Raw genomic sequence first — 8,301 nt, forward strand, 5'->3', positions numbered from 1 at the left:
GGCGGGTGGGAGCGGACCCCGCGGTCACGGTGTCGCTCACGGTCACACTCCCGCCGTCTTGTGCCGATAGTCCTGCACCCAGGCGGCGGTCTCCTTGTGCAGGTGACGGATCAGCACCTCCTGATCACACAGCACGAAGTCGTCGAGGACGCGCGACTCGATCATCGACTGCGTGGCCTCCAACGTGTTGGCGTCCTGCAGGCCGTACTCCTTGAACGACACCGCGGCCAGCTCCTGCGCGACGCGCTCACGGGCGGTGCGCGGCTGCGGGAAGTACACGGTGCCCTCGAAGATGTGGGTGTTGTACGACGTCGGCCAGTAGTGGTAGGTCAGGTACCAGCCCTGCCCCCAGAACAACATCACGAAGTTGGGGAACAGCTGAAACGAATCCAGGCCCCAGGGATCGCATTTCGCGGGATTCAGCCCGACGGGCATCTCCCCCAGGTCCGGTTTGTCCCACGGCCCGAACAACCCGCTCTGGCAGATGTCCTCGATGGGCTTGCGCATCTCGTCGGCCATCTCCCACGCCCGCACACCGGACGTGCTGACCAACCGGTGCGGCCCCTCGATGCGGTAGTGCGGCGCTTCGAACCCGGCCTCGGCCGCGGCCTTCGAGTAGGCGGTGGGCGACTGGTTCGCGTGCAGGACGGGTGCGTGGTAGAACTCCTGGAACGCGTCCATGTAGAGCTTCCAGTTCGCCTTCACCTCGGAGCGGTAGTGGAAGCGCGACGTCATCCTGTCGAACGGATAGCCCTCGAGGTCGGTGATCATGGGCCCGAGGAACTCCCGCAGCGGCTGCTCGGGTTCCTGCGCGAAGTTGACGAAGATGAACCCCTCCCACACCTCGCAGTGCACGGGCACGAGGCCGTAGCGGCTCTTGTCGAGGTCGAAGAACTCGCCCTCCTGCTGCACGAAGGTCAGGTTGCCGTCGAGGTCGTACCGCCAGGCGTGGTACTTGCACGTGAACTGCCGGCACACGCCGCTGGTCTCCTCGGCGGGCACATCGTTCCACACCAGCTTGTTGCCGCGGTGGCGGCAGATGTTGTGAAACCCCTTGACCTCGCCGCTCCCGGTGCGCACCACGATGATCGAGGTGTTGACGACCTTCAGTTCCTTGGTGAAGTAGCTGCCCTTGCGGGGCACCTGTTCGACCCGGCCGACGTTGAGCCAGGCCCGTGTGAACACGGCCTTGCGCTCGGCCTCGTAGAAGGCGGGGTCGATGGAGTCCTCGTAGGAGACCGGCCCCGTTCCCAGCTCCGGATAGTGCTGTGTCCAACTGCCTTCCGGGGGTTTCGGGAACCGGGCCATGTCTGGTCTCCTGTCTCGCGGCAAACAGCCACGCACAGCTGCGTTTTCGGCATTTCGCTCCGAGCCTGTACCGCCGACGGTATATCCTGCCCACGGCAATCGCAAGTAGTTGATACAGATCGGCGGAGGGTCGGTGCCGGTGGGTGTGCGTGGTGAGGAACTGTTCATCGGTGGCACCTGGTGCGCACCGGCCACCGACTCTGGGATCGAGGTGGTATCCCCGCACAGCGAGGCCGCCGTCGCGCGGGTCGCGGCCGCCGCCCCCGCCGACGTGGACCGTGCGGTCGCGGCCGCCCGCGACGCGTTCGACAACGGCCCGTGGCCCGCCACCGCCCCGGACGAGCGTATCGCCGTGGTCCGATCGCTGGCCGACGCCTACGACCGCAGACGCGCCGAGATGGCCGAGCTGATCACCGCCGAGATCGGCGCACCGATCAGCTTCGCCCAGCGCGCGCAGGTCGCACTGCCGTGGTCGATGATCGGCGCGTTCTGCGATGTGGCGCAGACGTATCCGTGGCGGGAGGGCCGGCCGGGCCGCTACGGTGCGGATCTGCATATCCGGCGTGAACCGGTCGGCGTCGTCGCCGCGATCGTGCCGTGGAACATGCCCCAGTTCCTCACCGTCACCAAGCTGATCCCTGCCCTGCTGGCGGGCTGCAGCGTCGTGGTCAAACCCGCACCCGAATCGCCGCTGGACGCGCTGCTGCTCGCCGAGATCATCGCCGAATCCGAGCTGCCCGCCGGCGTGGTGAGCGTGCTGCCCGGTGATCGCACCGTCGGCGAACACCTGGTGCGCCACCCCGGGGTCGACAAGGTCTCGTTCACCGGGTCGACCGCGGCGGGCCGGGCGGTCGCCGCCGTGTGCGCACCGGACCTCAAGCGGGTCAGCCTGGAACTCGGCGGCAAGTCGGCGGCGATCGTGCTCGACGACGCCGACCCGGCCGCCGTCGCGGCGGGCATCCGGTCGGCGAGCCTGGCCAACAGCGGTCAGATCTGCAATGCGCTGACCCGGGTGCTGGTGCCCGAGCACCGTGCCGCCGAGTTCACCGACGCATTGGCCGCGGAGGTCGGCGCGCTGGTCGTCGGCGATCCCGCGGATCCCGCCACGCAGGTCGGCCCGTTGGTCGCCCGCCGCCAACAGCAGCGCGTCACCGGCTACATCGAACAGGGGCTCCGCGACGGCGCGCGACTGGTCACCGGCGGCAGCGGGATGCCCGACGGGCTCGACCGCGGCTGGTACGTCCGCCCAACGGTGTTCGACCGCGCCGACAACACGATGAGCATCGCGCGCGAGGAGATCTTCGGCCCGGTGCTCACGGTCCTGCCGTATGCGGGTGTCGACGACGCGATCGCGATCGCCAACGACTCCGACTACGGGCTCGCCGGTTCGGTGTTCACCGCCGACACCGGCCGCGGCCTCGCCGTCGCCGCGGCCGTTCGCACCGGGACCTTCGGCGTCAACCAGGGGTACACGATGGATCCGTACGCCCCGTTCGGCGGTGTGAAGGCCAGCGGGTACGGCCGCGAACTCGGCCGCGAGGGCATCGACGGCTACACCGACACCAAGTCCATAGCGATAGCGGGAGCGTGACCCATGACCACTCTTCAGGAGCGCGAACCGAACTTCGCCCGCCCGGTCGCACCGCACCGCGCGCGGATCTACCTGGGTGTGGCACTGCTGACCGGCGTGGTGTTCGTCGCGATGACGATCGGCGTCCAATTCGGCGTGGTGGCACCGACGTTCACCGCCGACGTCATCGCCAACCTACTGTTCGGGATCCCGGTGTTCCTGGTGCCGCTGGTCCTGCTGTGGAATGCGCCCGGAGAGAACCGGACCCGGTTGGACAAGGCCGCGGAGCTGACGCTGTTCTACATCCCGTTCACCGCGTGCAGCCAGATCGGTTACGAATTGATGTTCCTCATCGGCCATCCGCTGGGCCTGTGGACGCCGACCACCGACCCGGGGTGGAAATGGCTGTGGTGGCAGTACGCGCTCGCCGACACCCGTTACGTCAGCGGCAATCCGTGGATGTTCGGACTCGAGGTGGTCGGCGTGATCACCGGTGCGGCGGTGTTCGCGCTCTGGTTCCGCCTGATCGATCCCAACCTCTCGGTCGAATCCCGGATCCGTTGCCTGTGGGGTGCTTTCACCGGGATCGCGGTGCTGATGAGCAGCACCGCCGTCTACTTCATCTCCGAGGTCGGCGCCGGGTTCTCAGACATCGGCCAGGGTGCCTACGGCCTGTGGTTCAAGTTCGTCGCCGAGAACGTCCCGTTCATCGTGCTGCCGCCGTTGGTGCTGTACGCGATTCATCTCCAGGTCGACCATCTGACCCGCCGCGCCGGGGCCGCGGCGGCGCGGCCGGCCTAGATCCGCGCAGGCATACTGTCCCAGCCGCGCACCGCCGACGACGGTGAGAGGACGGCGTTGTCGAGGTCGACCTCCCAGTCGGGGAACCGGTCGAGGATCTCGTCGAGCGCGATGCGGCCCTCCAACCGCGCCAGCGCATTGCCCAGGCAGTAGTGCGCGCCGACGCCGAACGTCAGGTGTTGCCGCACCGGGCGCCCGATGTCGAAGGTGCCCGCGTCGTCGCCGAATCGGCGCGGGTCGCGGTTGGCGGCGCCGATCAGCATGAGCATGGCCGACCCGGCGGGCACGGTCTGCCCGTAGTACTCCACGTCGCGGGTCACGTACCGGGCGGCCTGCAGGGCCGGCGGTTCGAACCGCAGGATCTCCTCGATCGCATTCGGCAGCAGCGTGCGGTCGGCGGCCAGGCGCCGCCGCTGGTCGGGGTGTTCGGACAGCAGTTTGCCCGACCACCCGATCAGCCGGGTGGTGGTCTCGGCCCCGGCGACCGCCACGACGTTCATGAACATCAGCAGTTCGTCGCGGCTGAGCCGGCGCACCGTACCGGTCTCGTCGGTGAACTCGGCGGTGAGCAGTTCGGTGGTCAGGTCGTCGGCGGGATGGGTGGCCCGCCAGTCGATGAAGTCGGCGAACACCTCACCGTCGGTGATCGCACCGTCGGGGTTGTCGGTCATGGCGCCGCCGCGCTCGACCCGGATGTGCTTGTCGCCGTCGGCCTGCACGCGCTGCTGGTAGTCCTCCGGGATCCCGAACAGCATGCCGACCACCCGCATGGGCATGACCGATCCGAGATGGGCGACGAAGTCGAAGTGGTCGGCGCCGACGAGCGGGTCGAGGCACCGGCGGGTGAACTCGCGGATCTTGGGTTCCAGGGCGTCGATCTTGCGCGGGGTGAACGCGCGGGACAGCAGGTTGCGGTGGATGTCGTGGATCGGCGGATCCTCGAAGATCAGTGTCCCGGGCGGGATCTCCATCCCCGATTTGAGGATCTCCAGCACGACACCGCGCGCGGAACTGAACGTCCGGTGGTCGACGAGCCCGCGGTTCACGTCGTCGAAGCGACTCACCGCGTAGAAGTCGTGCTCGGTGTTGTAGTAGAGCGGCACCTCCTCCCGGATCCGCTCGAACATCGGGTACGGGTCGGCGTTGAGCGCGATGTCCCAGGGGTCGTAGTAGACATCGGTGAGCGCTTCCATCGGATTCCTCTCAGCCGGGCAGTTTGATCGCCGACACGTACATCTCGACGATCGGCCGATAGAGGTCGATGTCGTCGAGTTCGCTGCCCAGCACCACCGAATCGCTGGTGGCGATCAGCACGTGGGCCAGGGTGGCGGCGGGCATCAGCAGCGACCCGCCGAGGCGGTCGATGCCGGCGACGATGAACTTCGCGAGGGCGTCGACCACCTCGGAACGCTTGGCCGCCACACGTTCTCGCGCCTCGGGGTTGCGCAGCAGGTACAGGGTGAACTCATGCCCGAGCGCGGCGTGGTCGGCGCCGCGGTCGCGGCTCAGTTGACGCCAGCGCGCCGCGATCTCGTCGAGTTCCCGCGCGCCGACCTCCTTCGACGCCGACATCACCTCGGCGAAGTTGTCGAAGTAGCGGCGCCAGTACCGGTCGCTGACCGCGAGGAAGAGCTCCTCCTTGGTGGCGAAGTGCTTGTAGATGGCGCCCTTGGTGTAGCCGGCGGCGTACGCGATGTCGTCGAGAGTGGCTGCCAGGAAGCCTTTTTCGGCGAACACCTCCTCGGCGGCGTCGAGCAGCAGCGAACGGGTGTGCTCGAGACGCCGTTCCCGGGTCCATCGCTCGACCATGTCCGACACTATGCCACAGGATCTGAGAAAAGTATTGGTCATTCAGATACTGGTGAGTATATTGGCGACGGATACGACCGGCCAACGCTGTACGGCACCGAAGAGGAGTCAGCGTCATGAGCGGACCGACCGACAAGCGAACCCGAACGGTCACCGAGAAACTGAGCGGCGTGCGGACCGACGGGCCCCGCCCGTCGAGAACCGTCACGATCTGGGCCACCGCGGGTGGCCTGATCCTGGCGCTGCAGATCTACGTCTGGATCCGGTGGATCACCGGCCCCTACTTCACCCCGGTCGACCCCGGTCCGACGGATCCGCCGACCTTCATGAAGGTCGCCCTGATGCTGTGGCAGATCGGTTCGCCGGCGCTCTTCCCGGTCGCCATCTGGTGGTTCATCATCAGGCCGTGGCGGCGCGAACGCCGGATCACGCTCGACGGCATGATCATGGTGTCCACGGGACTGTTCTTCTTCCAGGATCCGCTGCTCAACTACATCAACACGTGGTGCACCTACAACGCGTGGGCGTTCAACATGGGGTCGTGGGCCCCGCACGTCCCCGGGTGGCTCTCCCCCGAGAGGCCCGGCGCCCAGGTCGCAGAACCGTTGGGGATCAACGTCTCCGGATACGCCTACGGCGTGCTGCTGTGCACGATCCTGGGCTGCTGGGTGATGCGCAAGGCGCAGCAGCGGTGGCCGAACCTGGGCACCAAGGGGCTGATCGGCGTCGCCTTCGCGTGGGGCTTCGTCTTCGACTTCGTGATGGAGGGTCTGATCCTCATGCCGCTGGGGATGTACACCTTCCCCGGCGCCATCCAGTCGCTGTCGATCAACGCGGGCACCTATTACCAGTGGCCGATCTACGAGGGCTTGATGTGGGGCGGTGTGCAGGCCGCGCTGTGCTGTCTGCGGTTCTTCACCGACGACCGCGGCCGCACCGTCGTCGAACGCGGACTGGACAACGTGCGGGGCGGTTTCGCCAAACAGCAGTTCGTCCGCTTCCTGGCGATCTTCGCCGCCATCAGCGCATCGTTCTTCGTCTTCTACATCATTCCCGCTCAGTTCATGGCGACCCATGCCGACCCGTGGCCCGAGGACGTGCAGAAGCGTTCGTACTTCACCTCGGGCATATGCGGGGACGGCACCGACCGGCCCTGCCCGGACCCGTCACTACCCATCCCGACCAAGCACTCCGGCTACATCAACACCGACGGCGAGCTCGTGCTGCCCGAGGGCGCGGAACTCCCCCGCGTCATCCCCCACGAGCGGGGCGAGTGAGGTGACGACCGACAACGGCATCGCGATCGAAACCCGTTCCGCCGCAGCGTTCTACCGCTCGGTCGGCGATGAGGTCGAGGTGTTCGGCGCCGCGGCCCGCCGCGGGTCGCCGGTGCTGCTGAAGGGACCCACCGGCTGCGGGAAGACGCGCTTCGTCGAGGCCATGGCGCACCGCCTCGGCCGCGACCTCATCACGGTCGCCGGCCACGAGGACATGACCTCCGCCGACCTGGTCGGCCGCTTCCTGCTCAAGGGGGGCGAGACCGTGTGGGTCGACGGGCCGTTGACGCGTGCCGTCCGCGAGGGCGCGATCTTCTATCTCGACGAGGTGGTCGAGGCCCGGCAGGACACCACCGTCGTCATCCACCCGCTGGCCGATCACCGCAGGGAGCTCCCAGTCGACCGGCTCGGTCTCACACTGCCCGCGGCCCCGGGCTTCCAGCTGGTGATCTCGTACAACCCCGGCTACCAGAGCGTGCTCAAGAACCTCAAGGAATCCACCCGCCAGCGGTTCATCGCGATCGAACTGGACTTCCCGCCCGCCGACCTGGAGACCCAGATCGTCGCGCACGAAGCCGGAATCGATTCGGCGACAGCAGGTGTGCTGGTGGCGATCGGCAACGCGATCCGCAATCTGGACTGCGCACCGCTGCGCGAGGTGTCCTCGACCCGGATGCTGATCCTCGCCGGCGGACTGGTGGCCGAGGGCCTCGCGCTGCGCAGCGCGGTGCAGGCGGCGATCGTGCGCGTGCTCTCCGACGACGCGGACGTGGTGCGCGCCCTCGGCGAACTCGTCGACGCGGTGCTGCCGGGGCCGTGAGCGCCGCCGGTCCGGGCGGACCCGAACGCTTCCGGCTGCTCGCCGCGCACATCACCGGCCGCGCGGTGGACCTTGCGGAGGCGCCCGCGGGCCACCCTGCCCACACGGACGGTCGCGCGATCTTCACCTCCCGGGGCGGCTCCCCCGAGCGGCAGCGCCGTGAAGTCGTGGTCCAGAGTGCGCTGCTCGGCGCGGGCAGCCTCGATGCGCATCTGACCAAACCGCTGCGCGCACGGCCGTCGCTGGCGCGCCGTTACCTGGCCCTGGAGGGGCACCGGGTGCTCGCCGAACTGGCGCCCCGCCTGCCCCTGGTGCACGGGTTCGGCATCGTCGGCTCGCCCGCCACCACATCGGCCGTCGAATCGCTGGCCGTGGCGCGCGGCAAGGCCCGCATCGACGATCCCCCGGACTGGTTCGGCACCATCCGTCCCACCAAGCTGCCGACTGCCGCTGCGCGTGGGAGCGAGCCGGCCGAGTCCACGCCCGACCAGGTGGAGGACGAGGACCAGGACGACGACGGGCCCGACGAAGAGAGCAAGATCCTCAAGCTGTTCGACAACCCGCTCCTCAATTCCCGCGCGGTGGGCGACTTCCTGCGCAGACTGCTGGGCAGCAGGCCGTCGTCGGCCGAAACCGACTCCGCCGGTGCCGAACTGCGGGTCGGCGCCGCGCACCGGAGCCGGTCCGCGCCACCGGCTGCCCCCCGGCCCGCCCCA

7 protein-coding genes and 1 pseudogene are annotated in these 8,301 nt (G+C 68.3%); 5 read left to right on the plus strand and 3 right to left on the minus strand.

Annotation, left to right across the window (positions count from 1 at the left end; genetic code table 11):
- Nucleotides 1–42: 42 nt before the first annotated feature.
- Complete coding sequence (locus AU194_RS28620; RefSeq protein WP_059092640.1) at nucleotides 43–1,308, minus strand: aromatic ring-hydroxylating dioxygenase subunit alpha; 1,266 nt, start codon at nucleotides 1,306–1,308, stop codon at nucleotides 43–45.
- A gap of 145 nt (nucleotides 1,309–1,453) precedes the next feature.
- On the opposite strand from AU194_RS28620, the gene AU194_RS28625 reads away from it, so the two are divergent.
- Nucleotides 1,454–2,899 carry an aldehyde dehydrogenase gene (locus tag AU194_RS28625; RefSeq protein ID WP_059092645.1) on the plus strand — a complete coding sequence of 482 codons (1,446 nt, stop codon included), beginning with the start codon at nucleotides 1,454–1,456 and terminating at the stop codon, nucleotides 2,897–2,899.
- A 3-nt stretch (nucleotides 2,900–2,902) separates the two neighbouring features.
- The gene (locus AU194_RS28630; protein ID WP_059092641.1) at nucleotides 2,903–3,679 is read left to right on the plus strand and encodes an emopamil-binding protein; all 777 of its coding nucleotides are present in this window, start codon (nucleotides 2,903–2,905) and stop codon (nucleotides 3,677–3,679) included.
- On the opposite strand, the gene AU194_RS28635 is transcribed toward AU194_RS28630, so the two are convergent.
- Nucleotides 3,676–4,872 carry a cytochrome P450 gene (locus AU194_RS28635; protein ID WP_059092642.1) on the minus strand — a complete coding sequence of 399 codons (1,197 nt, stop codon included), beginning with the start codon at nucleotides 4,870–4,872 and terminating at the stop codon, nucleotides 3,676–3,678. The genes AU194_RS28630 and AU194_RS28635 overlap by 4 nt on opposite strands.
- A 10-nt stretch (nucleotides 4,873–4,882) precedes the next feature.
- Nucleotides 4,883–5,488: a TetR/AcrR family transcriptional regulator gene (locus tag AU194_RS28640; protein ID WP_059092646.1), complete on the minus strand. Its 606-nt coding sequence runs from the start codon at nucleotides 5,486–5,488 to the stop codon at nucleotides 4,883–4,885.
- A 116-nt stretch (nucleotides 5,489–5,604) separates the two neighbouring features.
- Between AU194_RS28640 and AU194_RS28645 the strand changes: the two genes are divergently transcribed.
- The 3 genes and pseudogenes from AU194_RS28645 to AU194_RS28655 all read left to right on the plus strand — a co-directional run.
- Complete coding sequence (locus AU194_RS28645) at nucleotides 5,605–6,765, plus strand: spirocyclase AveC family protein (protein ID WP_059092643.1); 1,161 nt, start codon at nucleotides 5,605–5,607, stop codon at nucleotides 6,763–6,765.
- Nucleotide 6,766: 1 nt separating this feature from the next.
- The gene (locus AU194_RS28650; RefSeq protein ID WP_059092644.1) at nucleotides 6,767–7,585 is read left to right on the plus strand and encodes a CbbQ/NirQ/NorQ/GpvN family protein; all 819 of its coding nucleotides are present in this window, start codon (nucleotides 6,767–6,769) and stop codon (nucleotides 7,583–7,585) included.
- Nucleotides 7,582–8,301 (plus strand): annotated as a pseudogene (locus AU194_RS28655) (VWA domain-containing protein); the annotation flags it as partial. The gene AU194_RS28650 and the pseudogene AU194_RS28655, both read left to right, overlap by 4 nt.

This window comes from Mycobacterium sp. GA-2829 (genome assembly GCF_001499965.1).
Classification (GTDB): domain Bacteria; phylum Actinomycetota; class Actinomycetes; order Mycobacteriales; family Mycobacteriaceae; genus Mycobacterium.

Excerpts from the sequence above, each read along its gene's own strand:
- AU194_RS28620 (WP_059092640.1), bottom strand. The coding sequence starts at position 1,308 with ATGGCCCGGTTCCCGAAACCCCCGGAAGGCAGTTGGACACAGCACTAT.
- AU194_RS28630 (WP_059092641.1), top strand. The coding sequence starts at position 2,903 with ATGACCACTCTTCAGGAGCGCGAACCGAACTTCGCCCGCCCGGTCGCA.
- AU194_RS28635 (WP_059092642.1), bottom strand. The coding sequence starts at position 4,872 with ATGGAAGCGCTCACCGATGTCTACTACGACCCCTGGGACATCGCGCTC.
- AU194_RS28640 (WP_059092646.1), bottom strand. The coding sequence starts at position 5,488 with ATGGTCGAGCGATGGACCCGGGAACGGCGTCTCGAGCACACCCGTTCG.
- AU194_RS28645 (WP_059092643.1), top strand. The coding sequence starts at position 5,605 with ATGAGCGGACCGACCGACAAGCGAACCCGAACGGTCACCGAGAAACTG.